The organism is Cupriavidus sp. TMH.W2, assembly GCF_050847365.1.
Taxonomy (GTDB): Bacteria; Pseudomonadota; Gammaproteobacteria; order Burkholderiales; family Burkholderiaceae; genus Cupriavidus.
Genome location: NZ_CP193793.1, coordinates 1,741,499 through 1,767,160 on the forward strand (window position 1 = coordinate 1,741,499; position 25,662 = coordinate 1,767,160).

Sequence of the window (25,662 nt, forward strand, 5' to 3'; positions counted from 1 at the left end):
ATTGCGTGCGCGAAGCACAAGACCAGGAATGCCGGCCTGCTGCAAGCCCCGTCGATGCGACGGACGCAAAAAAACCCGCATGGCCGCTAATGCCGTTCAGTTAAGGTCTCAAGCCCTACCGTCATTCCCGCGCAGGCGGGAATCCAGCGTCTTTCACGCCCCCTTCGGGGATGAAGTCACTGGGTTCCCGCCTGCGCGGGAACGAACGTCGCTAACTGAATGGCATTACCGCATGGCCGCGGGTTCCATTACCTGTTCGAAGCGTAGCCCGCTCGCACGGGCCGAAACGAAAAAAGGCTCGCTTGCGCGAGCCTTTCCGAATATTGGTGCCCAGAAGAGGACTCGAACCTCCACAGTGTTGCCACCGCTAGGACCTGAACCTAGTGCGTCTACCAATTCCGCCATCTGGGCTTCGTTTCGCTGCATTGCTGCTGCGATGCGAAGAACGCAATTATGCCGAGCGTAACTGATGCTGTCAACACCTCTCCGCATAAAACTTTGTGCTTTCTATTGCTCGCCGCCATGTCGCAGGAAGTCTACCTGCGCCGGGCGGCCCGCCATCGCCAGCGTGGCCGTTGCCGGCGGCATGCTGGCGATGGTCTTGCCGGCGCGCAGGACCCGCAGCCGCGCGGCGCGCAGCCGGATCGCCTCCACCGGGTCGCGCGCCTGCAGCAGCACCAGGTCGGCACGGCAGCCGGGCGCCAGGCCGTAGCCATCCAGCCCGAGGATCCGCGCCGGCACCGCGGTCACCGCGTCAAAGCAGGCGCGCATTGGCTCCTGCCCGGTCATCTGGGCCACGTGCAATCCCATGTGCGCCACTTCCAGCATGTCGCCGGAGCCCAGGCTGTACCAGGGATCCATCACGCAGTCGTGGCCGAACGCCACTGGCACGCCGGCCGCCATCAGCTCCGGCACGCGGGTCATGCCGCGGCGCCTGGGGTAAGTATCGTGCCGCCCCTGCAGCGTGATGTTGATCAGCGGATTGGCGATTGCCGCCACACCGGCCTCGCGCATCAGCGGAATCAGCTTGGACACGTAGTAGTTGTCCATCGAATGCATCGAGGTCAGGTGCGAGCCCGCCACCCTGCCCTGCAGGCCCAGCCGCGCAGTCTCGCTGGCCAGGGTCTCGATATGGCGCGACAGTGGATCGTCGCTCTCGTCGCAATGCATGTCGACACGCAGGCCGCGATCGGCCGCCAGCTCGCACAGCAGCCGCACCGATTCCGCGCCCTGCGCCATGGTGCGCTCGAAATGCGGGATGCCGCCGACCACGTCGACGCCCATGTCCAGCGCGCGCTTCAGGTTGTCCAGCGCGCCGGGCGCGCGCAACACCCCGTCCTGCGGGAACGCCACCAGTTGCAGGTCGAGGTAGGGCCGCACGCGTTCGCGCACGTGCAGCAGCGCCTCCACGGCCAGCAGGCGCGGGTCGCACACGTCCACATGCGAGCGGATCGCCAGCAGCCCGCGCGCCGCGGCCCAGTCGCAATAGGCCAGCGCACGCTCGACGATCGCCTCCTGCGTCAGCATCGGCTTGAGCTCGCCCCACAGCGCAATGCCTTCGAGCAGCGTGCCGGACTGGTTCACGCGCGGCAGCCCGTACGACAGCGTGGAGTCCATATGGAAGTGCGCATCAACGAACGGCGGCGTCACCAGCAGGCCAGCCGCATCGATTTCCTCGCCCGCGCGCGCGGCCAGTGCCGGCTCCACCGCGGCGATGCGGCCGCCGGCGATGCCGATATCGATGCCGGTGCGCCCGTCGGGCAGGTTGCAGCGCCGCAGGATCAGGTCGAGCATGTGTTGTCGATGTCGCAGGTAGAAGTTGTGCGGCTCAGGCGAGCGGCTCAGGCGCCAGGCCGCAGCCGCGCAGCAGCATCACCACCACGTGCTCGGTGGCGTGCGCATAGTCCTGCTGCCCCAGCCGGTTGACGCCGAGCACCGCGCAGACCTGCGATTCAAAATCCGCGTAGGTCTGCGTGGCGGCCCAGATGGTGAAGAACAGGTGCTGCGGGTCGACCGGTGCCATCTGGCCGCGGTCGATCCACTGCTGCACCACCGCGGCCTTGCGCGATACCAGTTCGCGCAGGGCATGGCGCAGGATCTCGCCGATCTCGGGCGCGCCATGCAGCAGCTCGTTGGCAAACACCCGCGATGCGTCCGGATGGCTGGCCGAGAGCCGCATCTTGGCGCGGATGTACTGCTCCAGCGCGACCTGTGGCGGCAGCTCTTCGCGGATGATGTCGGCTTCCGACAGCCATAGCTGCAGCGTGTGCGCCAGCACCGCGCGGTACAGCGCCTGCTTGGTGCGGAAGTAGTAATGCAGGTTGGACTTGGGCACGCCCGCGCGCACCGCGATCTCGGCCATGGTGGCACCGGCAAAGCCCGCGCGCGCAAACACGTGCTCGGCCGCGTGCAGGATCATGGCCTGGTTCTCTTGCCGGATGCGCCCGCCCGAGGCATCGCGCGCCGGCAGCGGACCGCGCGCCGCGGCGCCGGCCTGCGTGTCCATCAGCGCGTACCGTAGAGGCGGTCGCCGGCATCGCCCAGGCCGGGCACGATATAGCCGTGCTCGTTGAGTGTGTCGTCGATGGCCGCGGTGACGATGCCCACCTCGGGATGCGCCGCGCGCAGCGCGCGCAGCCCGGGGCGCGAGGCAATCAGGCACACGTACTTCATGGTGGTGACACCGGCCTCCTTCAGCCGGTTCAGCGCGGCGATGGCCGAGTTGCCGGTGGCCAGCATCGGGTCCACCACGATCACCATGCGTTCCTGGATGTCTTCGGGCATCTTGAAGTAATACTCGATCGGCTCCAGCGTCTCGGGGTCGCGGTACAGGCCGATATGCCCGACGCGCGCCGCCGGCAGCAGCTCCAGCATGCCGTCGATAAAGCCATTGCCCGCGCGCAGGATCGACACCAGGCACAGCTTCTTGCCGGACAGCACCCGCGACTGCATCGGCGCGATCGGCGTGCGGATGGCGATGGTCTCCATCGCCAGGTCGCGCGTGGCTTCGTAGGTCAGCAGCTGGCTGATCTCGCGCACCAGCCGGCGGAAGTTGTCGGTGGTGGTTTCCTCGCTGCGCACCAGCGTGACCTTGTGCTGCACCAGCGGGTGGTCGACCACCATCACGCCGGGCAGGCCCGCGGGCTCTGCAGGCGCGCAGGCAAGGGGCTCAACTGCGGAAACAGCGGACATGTCGTTCATGGTGACGCTCCTGATCCCACGTTTCACATGCAATGCCTGCCAGCGGGGTGGCCGATTGCCCGGCCGCCCGGCGGCCGGCGCAGTCAGAACACCGTGCCGTCGCTGACGATGGCAAACGGCGGCGCACCACCCGGGCGCCGCTTGGCGGCGATGCGGCGCCCCGCCGCCCAGGTGCCGCCTTCCAGCACGCGCGCCAGCGGGAAATCCGTCTCCGCCAGGCCAAGGGCCTGGCGCACGCCGTCGGCCACCTGGTCCAGGCCTGTCACCGTCAGCGCGCGCCATTCGACGATCACGGCCTCATCCACCGCATGCGGCTCGGCGGCGAAGCCGGGGTCGCGCGGCACCATCAGCTCGAAGTCGTACAGCAGGCCGCCGTTGCGGTATTCGGGCAGGCCGGTCAGCGCGTCCAGGCCGGTCACGGTCAGGCCGGCGTCTTCCAGCGGCTCCAGCAGCGAATAGGTCAGCCACTGGGTCAGCTTGTGGAACGGCACCAGCCCGCCCGGCGCGGCCGGATGGCGCCAGCAGTCGCCCAGCGACACGCCTTCGACGATGATCCGCCCCGGCCACACCGGCCCCAGCCCGACCAGCAAGGTGCGCAGCAGGAAGCTGGCATCGAGCTGGCCGCCTACCGCATGCGCCTTCAGGTAGTCATAGAGGTTGCCCAGCCGGGCCGGCCGGCCGAACAGCGCCGGCGTCGCCTCCATCACCTCGCCGAGCCGGCGCAGCAGCCCGGCGCGGCCTTCCAGCCCCACCAGCGGGTTGTGCTGCGCGACCTGGAAGGCGTGGGCGATGCTGTCGGCGTCAACGCGCTGCAGCCGTTCAGCATCCGCGCGCAGCGGGTCGCCCGGCGCCGCGGAGAAGCCGCCGCGCGCGAACAGGTCGAAGCTGGCCGCGCCGAGCCCTTCCGAGCGCGTCAGCACCTGGTCGCTGGCCGGATCGCGGTAGCGCCAGTCGGGGCCGGCGCCCGCGTCCAGCAGTACGCTCGGGATCACCAGGTCGATGCCGATGCGGGCGCGCTCCTCGCGGTGTTCGGGACCGCTCAGCGCGGCACGCTCGCACAGCACCTGCCAGCGGTCCGCACGCGGGTCGGCGCCGCCGCTTTCAAAATGGCGCCAGCGGCTGTGGTACGGCACCTGCAGGTCCGGATAGCGCTGGCGGATGGTGCTGGCGACGTAATCGGCAATCGCGTGCACGCGGTCGGGATGCCAGGTGAAGAGTTCGGACGCGCCGCTGGCCACGTGTTCGGTGACCGCCGCGCAATGGGTGCGCACCGCCTCGGCGCACAGCAGCGCGGAAGCGGGATGCCCTTCCGGCACCGGGCTGAGCCAGCCAGTGCCTTGGCGGTCCTTGCCGGCACTGCCATCCTCGGGATACATCGTCATTCCTTCAACCCCCTGCCCTTTGCCAGGGCCAGTTCGTTCGCATCCGGCGGCGTGTAATGCGTGAAGTAGCCGGCGGCCACCTTGGCATCGATCTCGACACGGGCGTCGGCGGGGATCAGGGCCTCGGGGATCGCCACCTGCTCGACCACCTCGATGCCCTGCGCCACCAGCGCGCCATGCTTCATATTGCTCATCGACGCCCAGCGGTCGATGCGGCGGATGCCCAGCCAATGGAACACATCCGGCATCAGCTCCTGGAAACGCATGTCCTGCACGCCTGCCACGCATTCGGTGCGGGCAAAGTAAGTCTCGGCGCGGTCGCCGCCCACTTGCCGCTTGCGCGCGTTGTAGACCAGGAACTTGGTCACCTCGCCCAGCGCGCGGCCCTCCTTGCGGTTATAGACCACCAGCCCGACACCGCCCTGCTGCGCCATCTCGATGCACACCTCGATGCCGTGTGCCAGATACGGCCGGCAGGTACAGATGTCTGACCCGAACACATCCGATCCGTTGCATTCATCGTGCACGCGGCAGGCCACGCGGGTCTCGGGCTTGCCCAGCTGGCTGACATCGCCGAAAAAGTACAGCGTCATGCCGCCGATGGGGGGCAGGAACACCTTCAGGTCCGGCCGCGTCACCAGTTCCGGGAACATGCCGCCGGTCTGCTCGAACAGGCTGCGGCGCAGCACGCTTTCCTTGATGCCGAAACGGGCCGCCAGCCCGGGCAGGTACCACACCGGGTCGACCGCGGCCTTGGTCACGCGCACGTCGCCATTGGCATGGAGGATGTCGCCGTCGGGCTTGAGCCGGCCGGCCGCAATGGCCGACACCAGCTCCGGCATGTTGATATGCGCGCGGGTGACGGCGATGGTCGGGCGGATATCCACGCCGGCCGCGATGCGGTCGGCAAAGACGGTGGACACCAGGTGGCCCCAGGGATCGAGCGAGACAATCTTGCCCGGGTCGCCCCATTGCGGATGCGGTCCGATGGCTTCGGCGGGCGCCGTATCGGTCAGGTCGGGACGATGGTCGCGCTGCAGCGCGCCCGAGGCCACCGCCAGGGCACGGTAGATGGCATAGGCGCCGGCATGGGTGCCGATCACATTGCGCTGCGCCGGATTGGCCAGGCTGGCGATGACCGGCCCCCGCTCAGCCGCCGTGGGCGCGCCCCAGTGGATCGGCTCGGCCGGATGGTCGCGGCGCGCGTGCGAAGTGAGGACGATATGGTCGGACATGGCACCCTCGGTTCCCGATGGAATCCTGACCAAATGGTCAGGTTTACGATTCCATAGTAGGCAACCTTTGTGCCATCGCCCAATGCCCGTTTACGCGAGTGTCGCGCCTGTGTGTGTGGCGTCGAACGCAAGTCCGCGGGGCCTCATGCACCCTTCGCGTGCCGACGGCGAGACACCGGCCGTGCGCAAGCACCAGCAAGAAGCGGCGCACGGCCAGGCTGGCGCAGCGCCGCTCAGGGAATTCGCGCCGCTGGCGCGCGGCGCGGCTTGCAAGCGTTACACGGTCGGGCGGCTGGCCGAATCGCGGCCCGGTTCCCGCACCGAGTCCCGGCCGCTGCCGAACAGCGCGCGCAGCGCCGCAAGCGGCTGTGCGCTTTCCACAAACCGGTAGAACAGCGCACCGGCCACGTTGCTGAGTGCCCACGCCGCCACCATGCCGAGCGCGTTCAGCACCGGTTGCCCCGGCGCGAGGCTCGACACCATCGCATTCACCACCAGGCATACCGGGAAGTGGACCAGGAACACGGAATAGGAGATGCGCCCGAAGCAGCCCACCACGCGCGCGCGCGGCCATTGTTCCAGCCAGCCGCCGCGGCGCGACAGCGCCAGCAGCAGCGCGGTGGCCAGCGCCACGGCAATGCGCAGGCGGAAGTCCAGCATCAGCGCGGCCAGCGCCACCGCACCGATCAGCAGCAGCGGCAGCAGCGGCCGGCCGGGCCTGGAGGCCCAGTAGGCCAGCGTGCCCAGGCCATAGGCGCCAAAGAAGTACACGGCCCAGATATCCCACGCGGCATCGCGGTTGAACCAGAACAGCGACGCCACTGCCACCAGCGCCACCATGCCGATGCTGGCCGCCACGCCCGCCGGGGCTTTCCCGCGCGCCACGGCGCGCGCGGCCCACAGCGTGCCCAGCAGCAACGCGAACAACTGCAGGTCGATGGCCACATACCAGGCTCCCGCCGACAGCGCGTCCACGTCCAGGATGCTATGCAGCAGCGTCACGTGCGCCAGAAACTGGGGCAGCGTGGGCGGCGCGGGGATCGAGTCATGCGCCATCCAGTGGCGCGCCAGCGCGGCGCCGGCAATGCTGAGCAGGATCGCCGCGGCATAGGGCACCACCAGCTTCTGGTAGCGCCGCCACAGCATCAGCATCGGGTGCTGGCGGGTCTCCAGCCGCCCGTTCGGCGCCAGGCTGCGCGCGGCCAGGAAGCCGCTGATCACCAGGAAGACCTGGACGGCAATGCGGGCGTAGTCATACAGCCAGTCCACCAGGCCCGGGGCCAGGTGATAGGCGGTATCCGACATCGGGCCGTAGAAGGCCAGGTGGTGGAGCACGATCAGCTGCGAGCTGACGGCCTTCAGGACGTCGATGCACGGCAGGCGCGACGGACGGGGGCTCATTGTTATGGGAATGTTGCAAATGGCACTGAAGGCGCGATTCTACCCGTTTGGAGGCATTCTAAAGTGGCGCAATCCACACTATTTGCAGATTCGTTACACACTATCCCGGCTTGTAGCGAGTTTGGCCCAGGGGGGTCAATGTCCTAGCCAGCAGGCATTTGCTTATGACAACAATGTCCTTCGCCCCTTGCTGACTCGGGTATACCCTTGCGACTTTTCCGCATTGCCGGCCGCTCTCCGGTCCCCCCGCATGTCTGCCTTTGCCCTGCCCGCCCTGTCCGCCCGCCTTCTGCGCGCCCGCCGTTCGCTGGCGGCTGTCGCCTTCGCAATCTTCTGCGCTGCCGCGCTCGCGCCGGCGGCGGCCCACGCCCAAAGCCCGGTCCTCGACAAGATCCGCGAGTCCGGCACCATCGTGCTGGGCTACCGTGAATCGGCGCTGCCGTTCTCGTTTGCCGACGACAAGGGCCAGCCAGCCGGCTATGCGGTCGACCTGTGCCTGCGCGCGGCCGAGGCGGCGCGCCAGCAGCTGGGCCTGAAAGACCTGAAGGTGCGCTGGATGCCGCTCACGCCGCAGAATCGCATCCCCGCGGTGGTCAACGGCCTGGTGGACCTGGACTGCGCCCCCAATACCAATTCGCTCGAACGCCAGAAGCAGGTTGCCTTCAGCGTCTCGCACTATGTGTCGACGGTGCGCATGCTGGTGCGCGCGGACTCGGGTATCCGCTCGTTCGGCGACCTGCGCGGCAAGACCGTGGTCACCAGCGCCGGCTCCACCGGCGACCGCCACGTGCGCCGCCTCAAGGGCCAGTATGGTTATCACGACGTCTACGCCAAGGACCACGGCGAGTCGTTCCTGCTGCTGGAATCGGGCCGCGCCCAGGCCTTTGTCATGGATGACGTGCTGCTGGCCGGCCTGCGCGCCCGCGCCAAGGATCCCTCGCAATATGTGATCGTGGGCCCGGCGCTGTCGGTGGAGCAGAACGCGCTGATGCTGTCCAGGGCCGATCCGGAATGGAAGCGCCTGGTCGACCAGACCCTGGCCGCGACCTTTGCCGGCCCCGAGGTCACCACGCTGCAGAAGCGCTGGTTCCAGCAGCCCATCGGCAGCCGCGCCATCAACCTTGCGCTGGCGCCCTCGGGCGAGGTGCGCGCGGCCTGGAAGCACCCGTCGGACGCAGTCACCGAATAAGCGAATCAGGCATCGCCGCGGCCCGCACGCGCATTCGCGCCCGGGCCGCAATGCAGGGTTTCCATGAGATGGTGTACCGGGCAAGCCCCAAGTTGACAGCCGTGAATGATGTTGGCGACACTGGCCCGGGCCATCCCTGCGAAGGGCAGGCCAAATACACGACCGCCCGACGGCGGCATTTTTCAGGAGAAACCATGAACAAGTTCGTCGCGACCGCGATCGCACTCTGCCTCGGCGCCGCTTCGCTGGCCGTTCAGGCGCAAACCGGCGGCAAGAAGCAGTTCGATCCCTATACCCAGGGCGCCAAGTCGGGCGAGAAGTTCGACCCGTACACCCAGGGGGCCAAGTCCGGCGACAAGTTCGACCCGTACACCCAGGGCGCGAACAAGAGCACCCGCAGCGAGCTGACCGACGCTTCCGCGCCGGCCGCGGAGAAGAAGCCGGCCAAGAAGTCCACCAAGAAGAAGAGCAAGAAGAAAGCCGCCTCGGCGCCGGCTGCCAGCTGACCGGCACGGGCCTGACGCAAAAAAACCCGCCGAGGCGGGTTTTTTTGCGTCAGGCGGGTCACCGAAGCGGCTTACGGCGCCTGCGTGTCGCGCTCCAGCGCAGTGACATCGATGCGCTGCACCTTGTCGCCCTGGCGCACCTCGGTGCGCAGCACGAAGGCGTCGCCCGGGCAGTACCAGTCGGTCACGTGCATCACGGTGGGCTCCACTTGCACCACCTCGTCGCCGACCAGCAGCGGCCCCAGCGAGGTGCGCTTCTCGTAGCTGACCGGCAGGCATTCCTTGCGCCCCATCACGGTATCGATCATCTGGCGCTTGCCGACGCGGCGCGACCCGATATTGATTGACGCATGTTGCGCGCGCATGTTGCTGACCGCCTCGTCGGATCCCAGCGGGTAGACCTTCAGCGAGACGCTGGATTCGAAGGTCTCGCCGTCAATCACGGTCCCTTCGCGCAGGTCCAGGCCGGCGTAGTTGAAGACACCCATGCCGCGGAACGCCGCCTCGCCATACATGCGCGCATAGCGGGCGCGGGCGTTGATGATGGCATGCTGGCTTTCGATGCTGGTTGGCGCGTCGGGCGCGCGGCGGTCGATCACTACCTCGTGGACCTGGTTGGTGATCACCGGCGGCCCCATCAATGCCGACAATGCCGTCTTGGAATTGATCTCCAGCTGGGCGCGGCACCCGGTCGGGCTGCGCACCACGCCGCGCAGGGTCATGGTGATCGACATCGGCATCACGCCGTCGCCCTCCATCTGCACATGCGAGCCGGAACGGAACCAGGGCGCGTTGCACAGCGCCGCCGCAGCCGCGGCCTGTGCCTGGCCCGCCGCCGCCTGCGCCACCCCACCGGCGCCCGGCGGCGTGGCCGCGCCCTGCGCACCGGCCGGTTGCGCCCACCCCAGCGCCGCGCCCGCCACCAGACCCGCCAGCCAGATTTGCTGCGCCTTTGTCTTCACATGGATCCCCGTCTAGAATGTCCAGGCGCCCCGATCAGCGCCCGGCCCGCCAGGCGACGGCCTGGTCACCGAAATTATCGCGTTTTTGTTGCACGTGTGACCGGGCTTTTTTCCCCGCGCTGACAGGGTTCAGCCCGCCCGCCAGCCGGCGGGGTTCCGTGGCCGTCGTGCTACCATTGCCCGCCTCGCGTATTCCGGCGGTTGTGGCGTCCCAGGCGCCGGGCTGCCGCCAGGCGGCCGGGGCGACTTGCCTGACCCGGTGTTCTCCCCGGCGTCCACGGTTACGCACGGCCCTGCGTTGTGATGTCTTCCTCGTCACCGCGCGCCACGCAGGGCCATTGATTCGTTGCGCTTTTCCAGGAGATCTATGCGTAGTTCATCGACCTCGCGGGTTACCGCGCTGTCCGTCGGAACCACCACCAGTACTATTGTGCTGGTCAGCCTGCTTATCCTGCTGGTCTGGTTTGGTACCCTCGACATGCGCCACCTGCTGCGCTCCGATGAAGGCCGCTACGCCGAGATTGCCCGCGAGATGTTCGCCACCGGCGACTGGGTGACGATCCGCTACCACGAACTCAAGTATTTCGAGAAACCGCCCTTCCACCTGTGGATGACGGCGCTGGCCTATACGCTGTTCGGCGTTGGCGACTGGCAGGCGCGGCTGTGCGTGGCCTTGTCCGGCATGCTGGGCGTGGCTGTGTCGATGCTGGCCGCGGCACGCTGGTACGGCCAGCGCGTGGCGATGCTGACCGGCCTGGTGCTGGTCTCTGCGCCGATGTGGAACGTCGCCGGGCACTTCAACTCGCTCGACATGACGCTTTCCGGCGCCATGGCCTGCGTGCTGGCCTTCATGCTGCTGGCACAGCACCCGGATGCCACGCGCGCGCAACGCCGCAACTGGATGCTGGCCTGCTGGGCAGCCATGGGCGTGGCGGTGCTGGTCAAGGGCCTGGTCGGACTGGCGTTGCCGGGACTGGTGCTGGTGGTCTATACCCTGGTGACACGCGACTTTGGTTTGTGGCGCCGACTTCACCTTCTGGGCGGCATCGTCGTCATGCTGCTGGTGACGGTGCCGTGGTTCTGGCTGATGTCCGAGCGCAACCCCGAGTTCCTGCGCTTCTTCTTTATCCACGAGCACTGGCAGCGCTATACCTCGAACGTGCATCATCGCGAGGGGTCGGTCTGGTATTTCGTGCCGTTGCTGCTGGCCGGCTTTCTGCCATGGCTGGGCCTGGTCCCGCAAATGTGGCAGGCAGTGCGCGAGCGCGCCGGCGTGGCGCGCGGCACCTCGCCGCGCCCGTTCCAGCCGGCCCTGCTGGCGGCGCTGTGGGCTGTGGCGATCTTCGCCTTCTTCAGCCTGTCTGCCTCCAAGCTGCCCGGCTATATCGTGCCGATCTTCCCGGCGCTGGCGCTGCTGGCCGGCGTGGCGCTGGACACCGCGACCGAACGCGCCTGGCGCTGGCAGGTCACCGCCATGATCGCGCTGGGCGTGATCGGGCTGCTGGCGTGCCCCGTCGTCGGCATGATGGACAAGCCGGGCACGCCCAATTCGGCCTATCGGGAATTTGCCCTGTGGCTCGGTCTTGCCTTCGCGGTGCTGCTGGCCGGTGCGCTGCTGGCCCGCCGCCTGCTGCGCACGCGGGGCGTGTTCCCCAGCGTGGTGGCCTATGCGCTGGCGATGTTTCTCTGCTGCACGACAGCGCTGCGCGCCCATGAGGCCATGGGCCGTCCGAGCTCCGGCGTGGACCTGGTGCCTGCGATCAATGCCGTGTTGACGCCTGACATGCCGCTGTATAGTGTGCGCCTGCTGGACCACACGCTGCCGTTCTACCTGCGCCGGACCACCATCCTGGTCGAGCATCCCGACGAGCTGGAATTCGGCGTGGGCCAGGAGCCGCAGAAGTGGATTCCGACCGTCGATGGCTTTATCGCGCGCTGGCAGGACGGCCAGCGCGCCGTGGCGATCATGGCGCCGGAGACCTACGCGGCGCTGACCGCGCGCGGCGTGCCGATGCACAAGATCGCCGGTGACCGCCGGCGCGTGGCCGTCGCCAATTTCACGCTGCCGGGCCAGGCCCCGCAAGCACAACCCCAAGGACAGTAATCCGTAACCCGCAGCGCCATGACGCTTTCCACCTTTGCTTTCATCCTGACCGGCGTGCTGCTCAATGCGGCCGCGCAACTGTTGCTCAAGGCCGGCGTCAACGCCATCGGCGCGATCACGCTGGACCGCGGCACGCTGCTCCTCACGGCGCTGCGCGTGCTGACACAATGGCCGGTGCTGGCCGGGCTGACGCTGTATGTGGTCAGCGTGGGCGTGTGGATCGTGGGGCTGTCGCGCGTGGACGTGTCGATCGCCTACCCGATGCTGTCGCTCGGCTACGTGGTCAACGCGCTGGCCGCCTGGTGGCTGTTTGGTGAGATGATCGGCCCCTTGCGCGTAGCTGGCATCCTGCTGATACTGGCTGGCGTCTTCCTGATCGCCCGCTCCTGACAGCCCCCCCGCCCCTCGCCAGGACTGACATCCACTGCCTCCTAACCGCCTTGCCATGACCGCACCCGCACCAGAGTTCCTGCCCTTTGTCCGGCCCGATATCGACGCCGCCGCCATTGCCGAAGTCGGCAAGGTGCTGGCCTCGGGCTGGATCACGTCCGGCCCGAAGATGCAGGCCTTCGAAGCCGCGCTGTCGGAGCTGTTCGGCGGCCGCCCGGTGCGCACTTTCGCCAACGGCTCGGCGACCATGGAGATCGCGCTGCGCATCGCGGATATCGGCCCCGGGGACGAAGTCATTACCACGCCCATCACCTGGGTCGCCACCGCCAACGTAGTGCTGGCAGTGGGGGCACGGCCGGTGTTCGTCGACATCGATCCGCGCACGCGCAACCTGGACCTCGATGCGGTCGAGGCCGCGATCACGCCGCGCACGCGCGCCATCATGCCGGTGTACCTGTCCGGCCTTCCGGTCGACATGGACCGGCTGTACGCCATGGCGGCGAAACACGGCCTGCGCGTGATCGAAGACGCCGCCCAGGCCATCGACTCGCGCTGGCGCGGCCGGCGCATCGGCGCCTTCGGCGACCTGGTCAGCTTCAGCTTCCAGGCCAACAAGAACATCACCACCATCGAAGGCGGCTGCCTGGTGATGAACTCGCCCGAGGAAGCCGTGCGCGCCGAGCGCCTGCGCCTGCAGGGCGTGATCCGCACCGGCATGGACGGCATGGATGTCGAAGAGCCCGGCGGCAAGTTCAACCTGACCGATGTCAATGCCGTGGTCGGCCTGATGCAGCTGGGCAAGCTCGACGCCATCACCGCGCGCCGCGCCGAACTGGCGCAAACCTACTTCCGTTGCGCGGCCGACAGCGGCCTGGAAGCACTGGGCATCGAACTGCCGCAAGCGCTGGATGCGCATGCCGCCACCACCAACTGGCACATGTTCCAGGTAGTGCTGCCGACCGACCGCCTGCAAGGCGGCCCGGCCCAGGCGCGCCAGCTGGTCATGGAAGCCATGCGCGAGCGCGGCATCGGCACCGGTGTTCATTACCCGCCCGTCCATCTTTTCACTTACTACCGCTCGCTCGGCTGGCGCGAAGGCATGCTGCCGCACGCCGAACGCATCGGGCGCGGCATCGTCACGCTGCCGCTGTTCCCGGCGATGCAAGCCTCCGATGTGGAGCGGGTCTGCACAATCCTCAGCGAAACATGCAAACGTCTCTCCAAATGAGCCCGGTCGAAGTCTCGGTCGTCATTCCGGTCTACAACGAAGAAGACGGGCTGCAAGCCCTGTTCGACCGTCTCTATCCGGCGCTGGATAGCCTGGGCGAGTCGTACGAGATCATCTTCATCAACGACGGCAGCGTCGACCGCTCCGCGCAGATGCTGGCGGCGCAGTTCCACAAGCGCCCGGACGTGACCCGGGTGGTGCTGTTCAATGGCAACTTCGGCCAGCACATGGCGATTCTGGCGGGCTTCGAGCATACCCGCGGCAAGATCGTGATCACGCTGGACGCCGACCTGCAGAACCCGCCGGAAGAGATCCCGCGCCTGGTCGAGACCATGCGCGCCGGCCACGACTACGTGGGCACCATCCGCCGCCAGCGCAACGACACCGCGTTCCGCCGCTATGCCTCGCGCGCGATGAACCGGCTGCGCGAGCGCATCACCAAGATCCGCATGACGGACCAGGGCTGCATGCTGCGCGCCTATGACCGCAATGTGATCGATACGATCAATGCCTGCCGCGAAGTCAACACCTTCATTCCCGCGCTGGCGTACACCTTTGCTTCCAATCCGGTCGAGATCGAAGTCGGCCACGAACAGCGCCACGCAGGCGAATCCAAGTATTCGCTGTACCAGCTGATCCGCCTGAACTTCGACCTGGTGACCGGTTTCTCGATCGTGCCGCTGCAGTGGTTCTCGGCCATCGGCACATTGCTGTCGCTGTTCTCGGCCGTGTTGTTCGTGGTGCTGCTGGTGCGGCGCTTCGTGCTCGGCTCGGAAGTCCAGGGGGTGTTCACGCTGTTCGCCATGAACTTCTTCCTGATCGGCATCCTGCTGTTCGGCCTGGGGCTGCTGGGCGAATATGTCGGCCGCATCTACCAGGAAGTGCGCGACCGCCCGCGCTACCGCATCAAGGCCGTGCTGGAAGCCGACCCGGCACGCACAGGCGTGCCTGCCGCCAGCACCGCGGGCTCGGAGCAATGATGCGCGCCGTCGTCTTTGGCTACCACAATGTCGGCGACCGCTGCCTGCGCGTGCTGCATGCGCGCGGCGTGGAGGTGGCGCTGGTGATCACGCACCGCGACCGGCCCGACGAGAACATCTGGTTCCGCCGCGTGGCCGACACCGCCACCGAGCTGGGCATTCCCTTCGTCTACGGCGAGGACCCGGCCGATCCCGCGATCGCCCAGGCTGTGCGCGACGCGCGCCCGGACGTCCTCTTCTCCTTCTACTACCGCGCCATGATCCCGGCGAGCGTGCTGGCCCTGGCCCCGGGCGGCGCCTTCAACATGCATGGCTCGCTGCTGCCGAAATACCGCGGGCGCGTGCCGGTCAACTGGGCGGTGCTGCATGGCGAGACCGAAACCGGCGCGACGCTGCACGCGATGGAAGCCAAGCCTGACGCGGGCTTTATCGTCGACCAGACCGCCGTGCCGATCCTGCCCGACGACACCGCCGGCGAAGTGTTCGAGAAAGTCACCGTGGCGGCCGAACAGACGCTGTGGCGCGCCCTGCCCGCGATGATCGCGGGACAGACGCCGCAACACCCCAACCGGCTTGCCGAAGGCAGCTACTTCTCCGGGCGCAAGCCCGAGGACGGCCGCATCGACTGGAGCCGCCCGGCCGCCGGCGTCTATAACCTGATCCGGGCGGTCGCGCCGCCCTATCCCGGCGCGTTCACCGATCTCGCCGGGCACCGCTTCATCGTGGCGCAGGCGCGCCGGCCGCTGGCGGATGCCGCACAGGCGCTGCCCGCCGGCACGGCGCCCGGCCTGCATGTGCTCGACGGCCACATCGTCGGCCTGTGCGGCGACGGCGGCCTGCTGGTCGTGACCCGGCTGATGGCACAGGACGGCTCGACGATCTCCCCGCAAGCTTTCGCCCAATTTATCCATATCGAACCATCCAACGAGGAAAACCGATGAAAAAGGTCCTGATTCTTGGCGTCAACGGCTTCATCGGCCACCACCTGACGCGCCGCATCCTGGAAACCACGCCGTGGGAGGTCTACGGCATGGACATGTCGTCGGACCGCCTGGGCGACCTCGTCGACCACCCGCGCATGCACTTCTTTGAAGGTGACATCACCATCAACAAGGAGTGGATCGAGTACAACATCCGCAAGTGCGACGTGGTGCTGCCGCTGGTGGCCATCGCCACCCCGGCCACCTACGTGCGCCAGCCGCTGCGCGTGTTCGAGCTGGACTTCGAGGCCAACCTGCCGATCGTGCGCGCCGCCGTGAAGTACGGCAAGCACCTGGTGTTCCCGTCGACCTCCGAGGTCTACGGCATGTGCAGCGACGAAGAATTCGATCCCGAGGCTTCGCCGCTGGTCTACGGCCCGATCAACAAGCCGCGCTGGATCTACGCCTGCTCCAAGCAGCTGATGGACCGCGTGATCCACGCCTACGGCATGGAGCAAGGCCTGAACTACACGCTGTTCCGCCCGTTCAACTGGATCGGCGCCGGGCTCGACTCGATCTTTGAATCGAAGGAAGGCTCGTCGCGCGTGGTGACGCAGTTCCTCGGCCATATCGTGCGCGGCGAGCCGATCAAGCTGGTCGACGGCGGCGCGCAGCAGCGTGCCTTTGCCGATATCGCCGACGGCATCGACGCGCTGATGCGCATCATCGAGAACCCCAACGGCGTGGCCAGCGGCAAGATCTATAACATCGGCAATCCGGGCAATATCCACTCGGTGCGCGAGCTGGCCGAGATGATGCTGAAGATGGCAGCCGACTACCCGGAATACGCCGAGGAAGCGCGCAAGACGCAGATCGTCGAAACCTCGTCGGGCGACTTCTACGGCAAGGGCTACCAGGACGTGCAGCACCGCGTGCCGAAGATCGACAACACCATCGAGGAACTGGGCTGGAAGCCCGGGATCAGCATGGAAGCGGCGCTGCGCCGCATCTTCGAGGCGTACCGCGGGCATGTGAGCGACGCGCGCACGCTGGTCGACTCGGCCAACTGAGCGCGCACCGCAGATGGCACGCATTGCCCTGAAGGTCGACGTCGACACGCTGCGCGGCACGCGCGAAGGCGTGCCGAAGCTGCTGTCGATGCTGGCCGCCGCGCAGGCACAGGCCACCTTCCTGTTCAGCCTGGGGCCCGACCATACCGGCTGGGCGCTGCGGCGCGTGTTCCGGCCTGGCTTCCTGAAGAAGGTGTCGCGCACCTCGGTGGTGTCCAACTATGGTTTGCGCACGCTGATGTATGGCGTGCTGCTGCCGGGGCCGGATATCGGCCGCAAGGGCGCCGCCGCGATGCGCACGGCGCGCGCGGCCGGCCATGAGTGCGGCATCCACACCTGGGACCACGTCTACTGGCAGGACAACGTGCGCGAGCGCGATGCCGCTTGGACGCGCCGGCAGATGCAGCAGGCCTTCGCGCGCTACCGCGAGATCTTCGGCGAAGCGCCCGCTACGCATGGCGCCGCCGGCTGGCAGATGAATGAAGACGCGTTCCGGCAGATCGATGACTGGGGCATGGCCTATGCGTCCGACGGGCGCGGCACTGCACCCTATATCCCCACCATCGATGGCATTGCCTGCCGTCACGTGCAGATGCCGACCACGCTGCCGACGCTGGACGAACTGATCGGCACCGACGACCTGACCGAGGACAACGTCCACACCGCGCTGCTGAAGCTGACCGAGGGCACGCGTGACCATGTGTTCACGCTGCACACCGAGCTGGAAGGCGGCAAGCTGGCGCCGGTGTTTGAACGGCTGCTGGCGGGCTGGCGTGCGCAAGGGCACGAGCTGGTATCGATGGCGACGTGGTATCGCGGGCTGGACCGGCAGGGACTGCCGGAGTTGCCGGTGACGTGGGGAGAGATCCCGGGTCGCAGTGGCGAGTTGATCGTGCAGCCGCAGGGCTGACGGTAGTTCCGACTGCTGAGTTTCCAGATTGCCGACGGGGGGCTCCCTCTCCCGCTTGCGGGAGAGGGTTGGGGAGAGGGCCGGAGTATCGACGAAGTAAGGCGTGTCGGTCTGCCAGTGCCTGCCCTCTCCCCCGGCCCCTCTCCCGCAGGCGGGAGAGGGGAGCAAACCGAGCGGGTTTCGTGACACGGTAGCCTACCCCCCGCGCCGCCCGGCCCCCACCCGCAGCCCGTTGAACACCACCAGCAGGCTCGCGCCCATATCGGCGAACACCGCCATCCACATCGTTCCCATCCCCAGCACCGTCAGCACCAGGAACACGGCCTTGATGCCTAGCGCCAGCGCGATATTCTGCTTGAGGATGCCGGAGGTGCGGCGCGACAGCCGCACAAAGGCCGGGATCTTGCGCAGGTCGTCGTCCATCAGCGCCACGTCGGCGGTTTCGATGGCGGTATCGGTGCCGGCGGCGCCCATGGCGAAGCCGACATCGGCACGCGCCAGCGCCGGCGCATCGTTGATGCCGTCGCCCACCATGCCGATGCGGCCGCCGCGCGCATGGGCGGCGTCGGACAATGCCGCGATCGCGTCGGCCTTGTCTTGCGGCAGCTGGTTGCCGCGGGCCTCGTCGATGCTGACCTGCGCGGCGATGGCCTGCACCGTGTGCGGGTTATCGCCCGACAGCATCAGCGTCTTCACGCCAAGTTCATGCAGCTCGGCAATGGCCAGCCGGCTGGTTTCGCGCACGGTGTCGGCCACGGCAAACAGCGCCAGCGCAGTGGCCGCGCCCTTGCTGTCCACGCGTGCCAGCAGCACCACGGTCTTGCCTTCGCGCTCGAGCGCTTCGAGGCGCGCTTCCAGTGCCGGCGAGCAGGCGCCCATCTCGTGCACCAGGCGATGGTTGCCCAGGCGGTATTCCACGCCCTGCACCGTGCCGCGCGTGCCGCGGCCCGCCAGGGCCTCGAACGCATCCACCGGCAGCGTGGCGATGCCGTCGGCGACAGCCGCCGTGGCCACCGCGCGCGAGACCGGATGGTCCGAGCGCGCCGCCAGGCTGGCGGCAATGGCGCGCGCGTGCGGTGCATCGTCGGCCAGCAGCGCATGGTCGGTCTGCGCCGGCTTGCCATGCGTGATGGTGCCGGTCTTGTCCAGCGCCACCCAGGCCAGTTGCCGGCCCTGCTCCAGGTACACCCCGCCCTTGACCAGGATGCCGCGCCGCGCGGCCTCGGCCAGGCCGCTGACAATGGTCACCGGCGTGGAGATCACCAGCGCGCACGGGCAGGCGATCACGAGCAGCACCAGCGCCTTGTAGATCCAGCCGACCCAGCCGCCGCCGGTCAGCAGCGGCGGCACCACCGCAACCGCCAGGGCCATCGCAAACACCGTGGGCGTATAGATGCGCGCGAACTGGTCGACAAAGCGCTGCGTGGGGGCGCGGCTGCCTTGCGCGGCTTCCACGGCGTGGATGATGCGCGCCAGCGTCGAATCGCTGGCGGGTGCGGTCACAGTGTATTCAAGTTCGCCTGACTGGTTGATCGAGCCCGCGTAGAGCGCATCGCCTTCGGCCTTGTCGACTGGCACGCTTTCGCCGGTGATGGGGGCCTGATCCAGCGCGGACTGGCCGCGCACGACCTTGCCGTCGAGCGCGACGCGCTCGCCTGGCCGCAGCCGCACCAGCGTGCCCACGGCAACGCCGGCGGCGGGCACGGCCTCCCAGCTGCCATCGGCACGCCGCACCGTGGCCTGTTCCGGCGCCATCGCCATCAGGCCCCGGATGGCATTGCGCGCGCGGTCCAGCGACGCCGCCTCGATGCGCTCGGCCAGTGCGAACAGCACCATCACCATCGCCGCTTCGGGCCACTCGCGCAGCAGCAGCGCACCGGTGACGGCGATGCTCATCAACGCGTTGATATTCAGGTTGCCGTTGCGCAGCGCGATCCAGCCCTTGCGGTAGGTGGTCAGGCCACCCAGCGCCACCGCCGCCAGCGCCAGCACGGCGGGCAGCCACGGCAGCCCGAGGCCCAGCCATTCCGCTGCTTCTGCCCCTGCCGCGACCACGCCGGCCAGCGCGAGCGGCCACCAGGGCTTGCGCGCGGCGGTTTCCGGCACGACTTGCTGCGCGGCCTCGGGGCTCAGCGGCACCGGCTGCATGCCCAGGCTTTCGATCGCCCTGGCCAGCGGCCGCGGCGACGGCAGCGTGTGGTGCACCGTCAGCACCCGCTGGATCAGGTTGAATTCCAGCGCGGCCACGCCCGCCATGCCGCCCAGCTTGTTGCGGATCAGCGTTTCCTCGGTCGGGCAGTCCATCGCGTCGATGCGCCACACGGCGGTGCTGGCCCCCGCAGGGATGTCGACCGGTGCCGCGGGCGCCAGCGCAATGGTGGACGAGCAGCCGCCGCCGCAACAGGCATCAGCCGCCGGCGCGTGGGATGCGGCCGGTGCGTCGGCATGGTCATGCCCATGGTGTTGGTCATGGCCGTGGCCGTGATGGTGATGTGCGTGATCGTGACCGCCATGCCCTTGGCCGGCGCCATCGTGCGCCCGGGCGGCGTGATCGGGAGGAAGAGCATCTTCCGGTGACGTGCGAGCCATGTCTTGTTGTTCCCGCTGATTTGACCTGATGACATTGAAGACCCTGTAGCGGCTACAGAGTCAAGCGGCATGGCAGCACCATGCGTCTGCCATGCCGCACCGGCGGGTCAATGCTCGCAGTTGACCATCCACGACATGCCGAAGCGGTCCACCAGCATGCCGAAGCCTTCGGCCCAGAAGGTCTTCTGGTATGGCACCACGACCTGGCCGCCTTCGCTCAGGCCATTGAAGATGCGCTGGCCTTCGTCCTTGCCGACCGCGCCCACCGACAGGCTGAAGCCGCTGAACGCCGGACGCTCGCCGCGCCGGCCGTCGGATGCCATCACCTGGTTCTCGCCGAACTGGATATTGGCGTGCATCACCTTGTCCTTCCAGTCATCGGGAACCTCCATGCCCTGGCCCTGCGGCGCATCCTTGTAACGCATGGCAAACGTGACCTGCGCGCCCAGCACCTTGCCGTAGAAGGCCATGGCTTCATCGAAGCGGCCGCCGAAATCCAGATAGGGTTGCACTTGCATGTCGCTCTCCTCGTGGGTTGTCCATCGGGTTGCATTGCATGGCAGATGGCCGGACGCCCGGGTACGGGCGCGGCCGGCACGCGCGCCATTATGCGCGCGTGCCAGGCGCGCGCAAGTGACCGGACGGGCTCAGGCAACGCTGGCGGCGGATGGCACCGCAGGGGCCACGCTCGCCCCGGCGGGGAACTTCAGCGTGAACACGGTCATGCCTTCGGTGCTGCGAACCGTCACGCTGCCGCCGTGCAGCCGCATGATGGAGTCGACGATGGCCAGCCCCAGCCCCGTCGACGCCGCCGAATTGCGCCGCGACGGATCGGCCCGGTAGAAGCGCCCGAAGATGTGCGGCAGCGTCTCCGGCGCAATCGCCGGCCCGGCGTTGCTCACGCGGATGCTTGTGCAGGCGCCGCCCACGGCCGGCGCGCCTCCGACGCCGACCTGCACCAGGCTGCCCGCCGGAGCATGCCGCAGCGCGTTGTCCAGCAGGTTGGTGACCGCGCGCCGCAGCAGCGTCTGGTCGGCCTGCACCGGCGCCGAGCCGATGACCGTCAGCGTGACCTCGCGGTCAGCCGCCACGGCCTCGAAGTACTCGGCCATCTTGTCCAGTTCTTCGCGCGCGTCCAGCGTACGCACGTCCAGCGCCACCTGTGCATGGTCGGCGCGCGCCAGGAACAGCATGTTTTCGATCATGCGCGCGAGGCGCTCGTACTCTTCCAGGTTGGATTCAAGCAGCGCTTCATACTCGGCCGTCGCGCGGCTTTGCGCCAGCGTGACCTGGGTCTGGCCGATCAGGTTGCTGATCGGCGTGCGGAAGTCGTGGGCCAGGTCGGCCGAGAATTCCGAGAGCCGCGAAAAGCTGTCCTGCAGCCGCGCCAGCATGTCGTTGAGCGCCCCCGCCAGCTCGCGCAGTTCGGCCGGCGCGCGGCCCACGTCGAGCCGCGTGGCGAGGCGGCTGGTGGTGACCGCGGCGGCATCGGCCGCCATGCGCCGCAGCGGCCGCAGCGCGCGGCGCGCCAGCACAAAGCCCAGCCCCGCGGCCACCGCCGCGCCGCACAGCGTGGCCCACAGCACCTGGTGCCGGTACTCGCGGACCAGCGCCACGCGATAGCCCGCATCGCGCAGCACCACGATCTCCACCGCCTTGTCCGAGTCGCCCAGCTGGCCCAGCGCGGCAATCCCCCGCGAAGGCACGCCGTTCTTCGGACGCCAAGTCTGCAGCAGGCGTTTCTCTGGCTGGGCGGTGGCGGGCAAGACCCGCAGCGGCGGCACGGTCTCGTTGCGCGGATTGAGCGTGACCAGCGGCTCGCCCTGGCGCGTGCGCACCACCAGGATCAGGCCCTCGTGGCCCATCGCGATATCGGCAAAACGATGCGTATCGGCGCGGATCTCGGCCTCGCTGCGCACTTCGCGCAACAGGTGGCGCACCAGCAGCACCTCGCCGACCAGCTCGCTTTCATCGCGCCCTTCGAGCTGGGTCGACAGCGCGCTCGACAGGTAGGCAGCCACGCCGGCCAGGATCGCCGCAGTGGCCAGCCCGTACGCCAGCGCCAGCCGCGTGGTGAGCGAAGATGGCAGCCGCATCATGCGTCGCGCACCCTGTCCTCGCCGTCGTCCAGCACGTAGCCCATGCCGCGGCGCGTATGGATCAGCTTGCGCGGAAACGGGTCATCGACCTTGGCGCGCAGGCGCCGGATTGACACATCGACCACATTGGTGTTGCTGTCGAAATTGACATCCCACACCTGCGAGGCGATCAGCGAGCGCGACAGCACCTCGCCGCGCCGGCGCGCCAGCAGGTACAGCAGCGCAAACTCCTTGGAGGTCAGGTCGATCTTCTGGCCGGCGCGCGCCACGCGGCGGCGGATGGCGTCGATCTGCAGGTCGGCCACTTCAATGAACTCGCTCTCGCGCAATGGGCCGCGCCGCAGGATGGTGCGGATGCGCAGCACCAGCTCGGCAAAGGCGAAGGGCTTGACCATGTAGTCGTCGGCGCCGAGCTCCAGGCCCTTGAGGCGGTCCGACAGTTCGTCGCGCGCGGTCAGGAACAGCACCGGGGTGTCGCGCTCGCGGCGCAGCTCGCGCAGCACCTGCCAGCCGTCCAGGCCCGGCAGCATCACGTCCAGCACGATCAGGTCATAGGGATGCTCGCGCGCATGGGCCAGGCCGTCCGCGCCGTCGCGCGCCAGGTCCACCACGAAGCCGGATTCGGTCAGGCCCTTGTGCAGGTAGTCGCCTGCCTTGGGTTCGTCCTCGACAATCAGGATACGCATGATTCAGTCACTTTCCGGCGGCACCAGCACCGCCATGGCGTAACGCTAGCCGAGGATGACGGCAAATGGGCAAAGATTGCAGAAATGTCATCACCGTGCCGGATCATGACAGGGGCAAACCCCGGTAAAATGCGCGCTCACTCCCGGGCGCCGCCGTTGGTGCGCGCCCGCATTGCCCCCATTCTGCCTGTTCCCCCTGATGAAACGCTTGCCGAACTGCCTGTTGCTGTCCCTTGCCATGCTTGCGTTGCCCGCCTCCGGCGCCGCGGCGGCAGTGACCACGGTGTGCAGCGCGGTGCAGGCGGCCGGCCTGTCGCTGCCGGAGCGGCATGTGGCGGCCAAGCTGGAAGCGGAAGCGGCGCTCGATGGCGCCGGCCAGGGGACCTGCCGCGCCAGCGCGGTGCAGGTGATGGCCGAGCCCGGCGGCAGCGGGGAGCCGCTGCACCTGCACGACGCCAATGCGCCGCAGGCCACCGGCGCGGTCGCCACGCCGCAGGAAGCGCAGCCTGCCGTCACCGGGGCGCTGCAGGAACTGCCGGAGGAGGTGTTCGCGCACTGGGCGCACGCGGCGCCCATGGCGACGCCGGCGGCGTTCACCGGCATCCTGCCGCTGCTGCCCGTCGTACGGCTGCTGCCGGCGCGCTGCTGAGCGAGCCTTCAGCCCGAGCGCGTTAAGCGCGGATTCAAGGCGAAATGCCGTTCAGTTAAGGTATCAAATGCTACCGTCATTCCCGCGCAGGCGGGCATCCAGCGTCTTGCACGTCCCCTTTGGGGCAGAAGTCACTGGGTTCCCGCCTGCGCGGGAACGACAGTCACTAAGTGACCGGCATTAGGATTCAAGGCGCCATTACCAGGCGCGCTTTATCCGACGCGGAAGAATTCGATCGACTGCCCGGCGTTGACGGCGCGTTGCAGCCAGTCGGGATACTCGCCCTGGCCGTCCCAGCTCTGGCCAAGGGCATTGCGATAGAGCGGGCGGGCGCCCGCAGCGGCATTTGGGGCAACAGCGCGGGCAACTTCGGCCCCGGCAGAGGGCGCGACATCGGCTTGCGCAGGCTGCACCGCAGCAGTGGAAACCGTGTCGAAGCATCCGGCGGCGACGAGATCGTCGATCGTCAGGGCATGACGGTCCATTTGCTCGCGGATCCACGCCACCGCAGCGAGTTTGGCTGAATCAGACTCGGACATGACTCTCGTGAGAGGCCCGCTGCATTTCTGCGGGCAATGAAAAACCGGCGATGGAACCGCAGGCCGGTCGGACAGGCGTGATTCTACAGCTTTTGTCCGCCCGCCAGCGTCTCCCTCTTGCGTGCGCGGGCAATTGCCGCGCGCTTGCCCAGGACGCAGCGCCGGGATGACGGCAATGTCATGTGCCGGTCATGCTCGCGTGGGTGCGCGCTGCCTAGACTTGCCACACCGCCGCCCATCCCGGGCCGGCACTCTTACGGAGCAGCGATCCATGCAAGCACTCAGGCGAATCTTCGTCGCCACCGCCCTTATTGCCGGCGTTGCCGGCGCCGCGCAAGCCGCGCCGCGCAGCGCCGATCCCTTCAGCGACGGCGCGCGCAGCGTCACCAGCGCCCGCAGCCCGTTCACCGACGGCTCCCACAGCGCCACCGGCACCCGCAGCGCCTTCACCGATGGCTCGCGCACGGCGACCGGCGCGCGCGACCCCTTCACCGACGGCGCGCACAACCCCAACGCCCCGCGCGACAGCTTCACCGATGGTGCCTGACGCCGGCCCGGCCGGCCCCGTGCCTCAGCGCACCTCGCCGTAGATGCGGCGCGCATCGGCCGCATCCGCAATGGGCCGGCCCAGCGTCAGCCCGCCCTGCACCGCCTGCGCCACCAGCGCGTGGTTGCCGGGCGCGCGGCTGCCGTCGCGCAGCAGCAGGTTGTTCTCAAAGCCCACCCGCACATGGCCGCCGAACGCGGCGGCCGCCGTCACGCAGGCATTTTCCTGGCGCCCGAAGGCGCAGATGGCCCACGGCAGCGCGTCGCCGGCATCGCCAGCGGCCTGCAGGAACGGCAGCAGGTCGTGCGGCGACGACACCTGCCCCGCCGAATAGCGCCCCAGCACAAACAGCACCGACCACGCGCCCGGCGGCACCATGCCGCGCGCGCGCATCGACTGCCAGCGCTGCACGTCGGCCACGTCATACAGGATCACCTGCGTCATCACGCGCTCGCGCGCCAGCCAGGCAAAGAACGCCGCCAGCTCGCTGTCCGGGATCTCCGGCACGGCCACTTCACGCAGGCCGACCGAGACCGCCTCGGGACGCAGCGCGCGCACCATCGCCATCTGCTCGGCAGCCTTGTAGAGGCCTGCGGCCTCGCTGGTGACCTGCACCAGCAGCGCTTGGCCGACGGCCTCCTTCACTGCCGCCAGCGCCTCGCGGTAGGTCTGCACATCGAGCGAATGGCGGCCCTCGGCATCGCGCACATGCATGTGCATCATGGCCGCGCCGGCATCCCGGCAGGCGCGCGCTTCCGCGGCCAGCGCCGCCGCGGTCAGCGGCACCGCGGGATGATCGCTGGCACGCTTGTAGGCACCGTTGGGCGCCACGGTGACGATCAGCGGCGAGTCGGCCAGCGGCACGCGTTGTGGGGTAGTCTGGGTCATGGCTGGATCTCGGGCAGTTCGGGCGCGATCAGCGCCAGGCCGGCGCGCAGCAGGTGGTCATAGCGCGCGCTCGGCGGCAATGATTCGCAGGAATCCCGGCAGTGTAGTGAACTTGCTTTGATTGAAGAAGTCGATTCCATGGATAAAATGATCCATAAATCAGATCAATCGTAATGTTCGGGCCGGC

At 68.2% G+C, this 25,662-nt stretch carries 25 protein-coding genes and 1 tRNA gene; 11 read left to right on the top strand and 15 right to left on the bottom strand.

The window, feature by feature from the left end:
• Positions 1 to 324 precede the first annotated feature (324 nt).
• The 7 genes from ACREYQ_RS25385 to ACREYQ_RS25415 all read right to left on the bottom strand — a co-directional run bounded on the left by ACREYQ_RS25385 (position 325) and on the right by ACREYQ_RS25415 (position 7,219).
• A tRNA-Leu gene (locus ACREYQ_RS25385) sits at positions 325 to 411 on the bottom strand.
• A 96-nt stretch (positions 412 to 507) separates the two neighbouring features.
• Entirely contained in the window at positions 508 to 1,794 is a 1,287-nt protein-coding gene (locus tag ACREYQ_RS25390; protein WP_432260743.1) for an amidohydrolase family protein, read from the bottom strand.
• A 34-nt stretch (positions 1,795 to 1,828) separates the two neighbouring features.
• Positions 1,829 to 2,506, bottom strand: coding sequence for a TetR/AcrR family transcriptional regulator (locus tag ACREYQ_RS25395; RefSeq protein WP_432260744.1), 678 nt, complete (start codon positions 2,504 to 2,506; stop codon positions 1,829 to 1,831).
• Positions 2,506 to 3,201: a uracil phosphoribosyltransferase gene (upp, locus tag ACREYQ_RS25400; RefSeq protein WP_432260745.1), complete on the bottom strand. Its 696-nt coding sequence runs from the start codon at positions 3,199 to 3,201 to the stop codon at positions 2,506 to 2,508. The genes ACREYQ_RS25395 and upp overlap by 1 nt, the downstream gene beginning before the upstream one ends.
• Before the next feature lie 83 nt (positions 3,202 to 3,284).
• Positions 3,285 to 4,583: a URC4/urg3 family protein gene (locus ACREYQ_RS25405; RefSeq protein WP_432260746.1), complete on the bottom strand. Its 1,299-nt coding sequence runs from the start codon at positions 4,581 to 4,583 to the stop codon at positions 3,285 to 3,287.
• Positions 4,580 to 5,818 carry a GTP cyclohydrolase II gene (locus ACREYQ_RS25410; protein ID WP_432260747.1) on the bottom strand — a complete coding sequence of 413 codons (1,239 nt, stop codon included), beginning with the start codon at positions 5,816 to 5,818 and terminating at the stop codon, positions 4,580 to 4,582. The genes ACREYQ_RS25405 and ACREYQ_RS25410 overlap by 4 nt, the downstream gene beginning before the upstream one ends.
• A gap of 276 nt (positions 5,819 to 6,094) precedes the next feature.
• Positions 6,095 to 7,219, bottom strand: coding sequence for an acyltransferase family protein (locus ACREYQ_RS25415; RefSeq protein WP_432260748.1), 1,125 nt, complete (start codon positions 7,217 to 7,219; stop codon positions 6,095 to 6,097).
• Between the two features lie 250 nt (positions 7,220 to 7,469).
• Here ACREYQ_RS25415 and ACREYQ_RS25420 point away from each other — a divergent pair, with 250 nt between their 5' ends.
• Both ACREYQ_RS25420 and ACREYQ_RS25425 read left to right on the top strand, forming a co-directional pair.
• Positions 7,470 to 8,408 (top strand): amino acid ABC transporter substrate-binding protein, encoded by a 939-nt coding sequence (locus tag ACREYQ_RS25420; protein ID WP_432260749.1) that lies wholly within the window; start codon positions 7,470 to 7,472, stop codon positions 8,406 to 8,408.
• Positions 8,409 to 8,602: 194 nt separating this feature from the next.
• Positions 8,603 to 8,914 (top strand): amino acid ABC transporter permease, encoded by a 312-nt coding sequence (locus ACREYQ_RS25425; protein WP_432260750.1) that lies wholly within the window; start codon positions 8,603 to 8,605, stop codon positions 8,912 to 8,914.
• A 71-nt stretch (positions 8,915 to 8,985) separates the two neighbouring features.
• Here ACREYQ_RS25425 and ACREYQ_RS25430 read toward each other — a convergent pair whose 3' ends face one another.
• On the bottom strand, positions 8,986 to 9,876 hold the full coding sequence (locus ACREYQ_RS25430) for a hypothetical protein (RefSeq protein ID WP_432260751.1): 891 nt from the start codon (positions 9,874 to 9,876) through the stop codon (positions 8,986 to 8,988).
• A 367-nt stretch (positions 9,877 to 10,243) separates the two neighbouring features.
• On the opposite strand from ACREYQ_RS25430, the gene ACREYQ_RS25435 reads away from it, so the two are divergent.
• The 7 genes from ACREYQ_RS25435 to ACREYQ_RS25465 are packed head-to-tail and all read left to right on the top strand — an operon-like array spanning position 10,244 to position 17,478.
• Entirely contained in the window at positions 10,244 to 11,980 is a 1,737-nt protein-coding gene (locus tag ACREYQ_RS25435) for a glycosyltransferase family 39 protein (RefSeq protein ID WP_432260752.1), read from the top strand.
• A gap of 18 nt (positions 11,981 to 11,998) precedes the next feature.
• Complete coding sequence (locus tag ACREYQ_RS25440) at positions 11,999 to 12,370, top strand: EamA family transporter (protein WP_432260753.1); 372 nt, start codon at positions 11,999 to 12,001, stop codon at positions 12,368 to 12,370.
• Between the two features lie 55 nt (positions 12,371 to 12,425).
• On the top strand, positions 12,426 to 13,598 hold the full coding sequence (locus ACREYQ_RS25445; protein ID WP_432260754.1) for a DegT/DnrJ/EryC1/StrS family aminotransferase: 1,173 nt from the start codon (positions 12,426 to 12,428) through the stop codon (positions 13,596 to 13,598).
• A complete protein-coding gene (locus ACREYQ_RS25450; RefSeq protein ID WP_432260755.1) occupies positions 13,577 to 14,578 on the top strand; it encodes a glycosyltransferase in 1,002 nt (333 codons plus the stop codon). Before ACREYQ_RS25445 ends, ACREYQ_RS25450 begins: the two co-directional genes overlap by 22 nt.
• Positions 14,578 to 15,519, top strand: coding sequence for a formyltransferase (locus ACREYQ_RS25455; protein WP_432262656.1), 942 nt, complete (start codon positions 14,578 to 14,580; stop codon positions 15,517 to 15,519). Before ACREYQ_RS25450 ends, ACREYQ_RS25455 begins: the two co-directional genes overlap by 1 nt.
• Positions 15,516 to 16,568 (top strand): bifunctional UDP-4-keto-pentose/UDP-xylose synthase, encoded by a 1,053-nt coding sequence (locus tag ACREYQ_RS25460; RefSeq protein WP_432260756.1) that lies wholly within the window; start codon positions 15,516 to 15,518, stop codon positions 16,566 to 16,568. Before ACREYQ_RS25455 ends, ACREYQ_RS25460 begins: the two co-directional genes overlap by 4 nt.
• A 13-nt stretch (positions 16,569 to 16,581) precedes the next feature.
• Positions 16,582 to 17,478 (top strand): polysaccharide deacetylase family protein, encoded by an 897-nt coding sequence (locus tag ACREYQ_RS25465; RefSeq protein WP_432260757.1) that lies wholly within the window; start codon positions 16,582 to 16,584, stop codon positions 17,476 to 17,478.
• 195 nt (positions 17,479 to 17,673) lie between these two features.
• On the opposite strand, the gene ACREYQ_RS25470 is transcribed toward ACREYQ_RS25465, so the two are convergent.
• From ACREYQ_RS25470 to ACREYQ_RS25485, 4 genes are all read right to left on the bottom strand, one after another.
• Positions 17,674 to 20,067: a heavy metal translocating P-type ATPase gene (locus ACREYQ_RS25470; protein ID WP_432260758.1), complete on the bottom strand. Its 2,394-nt coding sequence runs from the start codon at positions 20,065 to 20,067 to the stop codon at positions 17,674 to 17,676.
• Between the two features lie 107 nt (positions 20,068 to 20,174).
• The gene (locus ACREYQ_RS25475) at positions 20,175 to 20,585 is read right to left on the bottom strand and encodes a VOC family protein (RefSeq protein WP_432260759.1); all 411 of its coding nucleotides are present in this window, start codon (positions 20,583 to 20,585) and stop codon (positions 20,175 to 20,177) included.
• A 129-nt stretch (positions 20,586 to 20,714) separates the two neighbouring features.
• The gene (locus tag ACREYQ_RS25480; protein ID WP_432260760.1) at positions 20,715 to 22,166 is read right to left on the bottom strand and encodes a heavy metal sensor histidine kinase; all 1,452 of its coding nucleotides are present in this window, start codon (positions 22,164 to 22,166) and stop codon (positions 20,715 to 20,717) included.
• Positions 22,163 to 22,852 (bottom strand): heavy metal response regulator transcription factor, encoded by a 690-nt coding sequence (locus tag ACREYQ_RS25485; protein WP_432260761.1) that lies wholly within the window; start codon positions 22,850 to 22,852, stop codon positions 22,163 to 22,165. Before ACREYQ_RS25485 ends, ACREYQ_RS25480 begins: the two co-directional genes overlap by 4 nt.
• Positions 22,853 to 23,051: 199 nt before the next feature.
• Here ACREYQ_RS25485 and ACREYQ_RS25490 point away from each other — a divergent pair, with 199 nt between their 5' ends.
• Positions 23,052 to 23,501: a hypothetical protein gene (locus tag ACREYQ_RS25490; protein WP_432260762.1), complete on the top strand. Its 450-nt coding sequence runs from the start codon at positions 23,052 to 23,054 to the stop codon at positions 23,499 to 23,501.
• A gap of 212 nt (positions 23,502 to 23,713) precedes the next feature.
• Here the strand turns inward: ACREYQ_RS25490 and ACREYQ_RS25495 are convergent, their stop codons facing one another.
• A complete protein-coding gene (locus tag ACREYQ_RS25495; RefSeq protein WP_432260763.1) occupies positions 23,714 to 24,040 on the bottom strand; it encodes an H-NS family nucleoid-associated regulatory protein in 327 nt (108 codons plus the stop codon).
• 271 nt (positions 24,041 to 24,311) lie between these two features.
• On the opposite strand from ACREYQ_RS25495, the gene ACREYQ_RS25500 reads away from it, so the two are divergent.
• Positions 24,312 to 24,587, top strand: a complete 276-nt coding sequence (locus tag ACREYQ_RS25500; RefSeq protein WP_432260764.1) for a hydroxyquinol 1,2-dioxygenase — start codon at positions 24,312 to 24,314, stop codon at positions 24,585 to 24,587.
• Between the two features lie 24 nt (positions 24,588 to 24,611).
• On the opposite strand, the gene ACREYQ_RS25505 is transcribed toward ACREYQ_RS25500, so the two are convergent.
• A complete protein-coding gene (locus tag ACREYQ_RS25505) occupies positions 24,612 to 25,475 on the bottom strand; it encodes a 3-keto-5-aminohexanoate cleavage protein (RefSeq protein ID WP_432260765.1) in 864 nt (287 codons plus the stop codon).
• Positions 25,472 to 25,615 carry a hypothetical protein gene (locus ACREYQ_RS25510; protein WP_432262696.1) on the bottom strand — a complete coding sequence of 48 codons (144 nt, stop codon included), beginning with the start codon at positions 25,613 to 25,615 and terminating at the stop codon, positions 25,472 to 25,474. Before ACREYQ_RS25510 ends, ACREYQ_RS25505 begins: the two co-directional genes overlap by 4 nt.
• Positions 25,616 to 25,662 lie beyond the last annotated feature (47 nt).

What these genes read in the sequence shown, in the direction of transcription:
- ACREYQ_RS25390 (WP_432260743.1), bottom strand. Translation starts at nt 1,794, where the DNA reads ATGCTCGACCTGATCCTGCGGCGCTGCAACCTGCCCGACGGGCGCACC.
- ACREYQ_RS25395 (WP_432260744.1), bottom strand. Translation starts at nt 2,506, where the DNA reads ATGGACACGCAGGCCGGCGCCGCGGCGCGCGGTCCGCTGCCGGCGCGC.
- upp (WP_432260745.1), bottom strand. Translation starts at nt 3,201, where the DNA reads ATGAACGACATGTCCGCTGTTTCCGCAGTTGAGCCCCTTGCCTGCGCG.
- ACREYQ_RS25405 (WP_432260746.1), bottom strand. Translation starts at nt 4,583, where the DNA reads ATGACGATGTATCCCGAGGATGGCAGTGCCGGCAAGGACCGCCAAGGC.
- ACREYQ_RS25410 (WP_432260747.1), bottom strand. Translation starts at nt 5,818, where the DNA reads ATGTCCGACCATATCGTCCTCACTTCGCACGCGCGCCGCGACCATCCG.
- ACREYQ_RS25415 (WP_432260748.1), bottom strand. Translation starts at nt 7,219, where the DNA reads ATGAGCCCCCGTCCGTCGCGCCTGCCGTGCATCGACGTCCTGAAGGCC.
- ACREYQ_RS25420 (WP_432260749.1), top strand. Translation starts at nt 7,470, where the DNA reads ATGTCTGCCTTTGCCCTGCCCGCCCTGTCCGCCCGCCTTCTGCGCGCC.
- ACREYQ_RS25425 (WP_432260750.1), top strand. Translation starts at nt 8,603, where the DNA reads ATGAACAAGTTCGTCGCGACCGCGATCGCACTCTGCCTCGGCGCCGCT.
- ACREYQ_RS25435 (WP_432260752.1), top strand. Translation starts at nt 10,244, where the DNA reads ATGCGTAGTTCATCGACCTCGCGGGTTACCGCGCTGTCCGTCGGAACC.
- ACREYQ_RS25440 (WP_432260753.1), top strand. Translation starts at nt 11,999, where the DNA reads ATGACGCTTTCCACCTTTGCTTTCATCCTGACCGGCGTGCTGCTCAAT.
- ACREYQ_RS25445 (WP_432260754.1), top strand. Translation starts at nt 12,426, where the DNA reads ATGACCGCACCCGCACCAGAGTTCCTGCCCTTTGTCCGGCCCGATATC.
- ACREYQ_RS25450 (WP_432260755.1), top strand. Translation starts at nt 13,577, where the DNA reads ATGCAAACGTCTCTCCAAATGAGCCCGGTCGAAGTCTCGGTCGTCATT.
- ACREYQ_RS25455 (WP_432262656.1), top strand. Translation starts at nt 14,578, where the DNA reads ATGCGCGCCGTCGTCTTTGGCTACCACAATGTCGGCGACCGCTGCCTG.
- ACREYQ_RS25460 (WP_432260756.1), top strand. Translation starts at nt 15,516, where the DNA reads ATGAAAAAGGTCCTGATTCTTGGCGTCAACGGCTTCATCGGCCACCAC.
- ACREYQ_RS25465 (WP_432260757.1), top strand. Translation starts at nt 16,582, where the DNA reads ATGGCACGCATTGCCCTGAAGGTCGACGTCGACACGCTGCGCGGCACG.
- ACREYQ_RS25470 (WP_432260758.1), bottom strand. Translation starts at nt 20,067, where the DNA reads ATGGCTCGCACGTCACCGGAAGATGCTCTTCCTCCCGATCACGCCGCC.
- ACREYQ_RS25475 (WP_432260759.1), bottom strand. Translation starts at nt 20,585, where the DNA reads ATGCAAGTGCAACCCTATCTGGATTTCGGCGGCCGCTTCGATGAAGCC.
- ACREYQ_RS25480 (WP_432260760.1), bottom strand. Translation starts at nt 22,166, where the DNA reads ATGATGCGGCTGCCATCTTCGCTCACCACGCGGCTGGCGCTGGCGTAC.
- ACREYQ_RS25485 (WP_432260761.1), bottom strand. Translation starts at nt 22,852, where the DNA reads ATGCGTATCCTGATTGTCGAGGACGAACCCAAGGCAGGCGACTACCTG.
- ACREYQ_RS25490 (WP_432260762.1), top strand. Translation starts at nt 23,052, where the DNA reads ATGAAACGCTTGCCGAACTGCCTGTTGCTGTCCCTTGCCATGCTTGCG.
- ACREYQ_RS25495 (WP_432260763.1), bottom strand. Translation starts at nt 24,040, where the DNA reads ATGTCCGAGTCTGATTCAGCCAAACTCGCTGCGGTGGCGTGGATCCGC.
- ACREYQ_RS25500 (WP_432260764.1), top strand. Translation starts at nt 24,312, where the DNA reads ATGCAAGCACTCAGGCGAATCTTCGTCGCCACCGCCCTTATTGCCGGC.
- ACREYQ_RS25505 (WP_432260765.1), bottom strand. Translation starts at nt 25,475, where the DNA reads ATGACCCAGACTACCCCACAACGCGTGCCGCTGGCCGACTCGCCGCTG.
- ACREYQ_RS25510 (WP_432262696.1), bottom strand. Translation starts at nt 25,615, where the DNA reads ATGGAATCGACTTCTTCAATCAAAGCAAGTTCACTACACTGCCGGGAT.